The 897-nt window shown below is 38.7% G+C and carries 1 protein-coding gene; it reads left to right on the top strand.

What is annotated here, in order from left to right; all coding sequences use genetic code 11:
* Positions 1 to 28 precede the first annotated feature (28 nt).
* The coding region (locus LB941_RS12295; protein ID WP_253362270.1) for a UPF0236 family transposase-like protein at positions 29 to 897 on the top strand (869 nt) is incomplete at its 3' end.

The raw sequence follows: 897 nt of genomic DNA, 5'->3' as shown, positions 1-897 counted from the left end.
GAACAATGAAAGAGAGAGTTATTTCCTAATGAATATTTTACAACAAATGAGCGAAGAAATGTGGACGGATTTTACAAAAAATGGTGAAAAAGTACTGGATCAGGCACTTACCTTTGATGAATGGATCGAAAATACTATGACTGCAGGGAGAAAACTATGCCTAAACTTGATCAGAGCCTTTCTAGAAGAAGCCGACCGGAAGTTTAAGGAGTCTGAGATTCGCAAACATCAATTTGCAATCAAAGATATCCGTGAAACAACTAAGTCGACTTTGTATGGTGATTTCACTGTCAAGCGAACGTATTATCAAAATAAAGAAACCCAAGATTATTTCTTTTTGTTGGATGAAGTCCTAAGCTGGCAGAAATATAGCCGGATGACCCTTGGGGTCAAAGCGCGAATTTTAGAAAATGTTGCGGGGCATACTTACCAAGAAGCACTTTCTATGATCCCACATCTGGGAATACATTCCAAAACAACGGTAATGAACATCGTTCATCATGAAGGAAAACAATTGCCCAATGAACCTTCTGTGACTGAGAAACCTACTAAAAAACCAATCCAAACGCTATTTATTGAAGCTGACGAAGATCATGTTGCTTACCAGGATGGGACTAACCGTTTCATGAAATTGGTTTATGTCCATGAAGGTTATGATCTAACTGATTCGCGGCATCCGCTGATCAATCCACATTACTTTACAGGTAACTATCTGAGCGGAGATAATGAAGAATTATGGACGACAGTCCTAGATTATGTAAATGCCAACTATCAGTCAGAAAGAGTTTATTTGAGTGGCGACGGTGCTCAATGGATTAAGTGTGGAGTCGACTTTATTCCACAGTGCACCTTCATCTTAGATCGTTTTCACTTACGTAAATATTGTAAAAAAGCTTC

The organism is Ligilactobacillus ubinensis, assembly GCF_024160875.1.
Classification (GTDB): Bacteria; Bacillota; Bacilli; order Lactobacillales; family Lactobacillaceae; genus Ligilactobacillus; species Ligilactobacillus ubinensis.
Note: the sequence above shows the minus strand (reverse complement) of the source record. Positions and strands in the feature narration are given on the sequence as shown.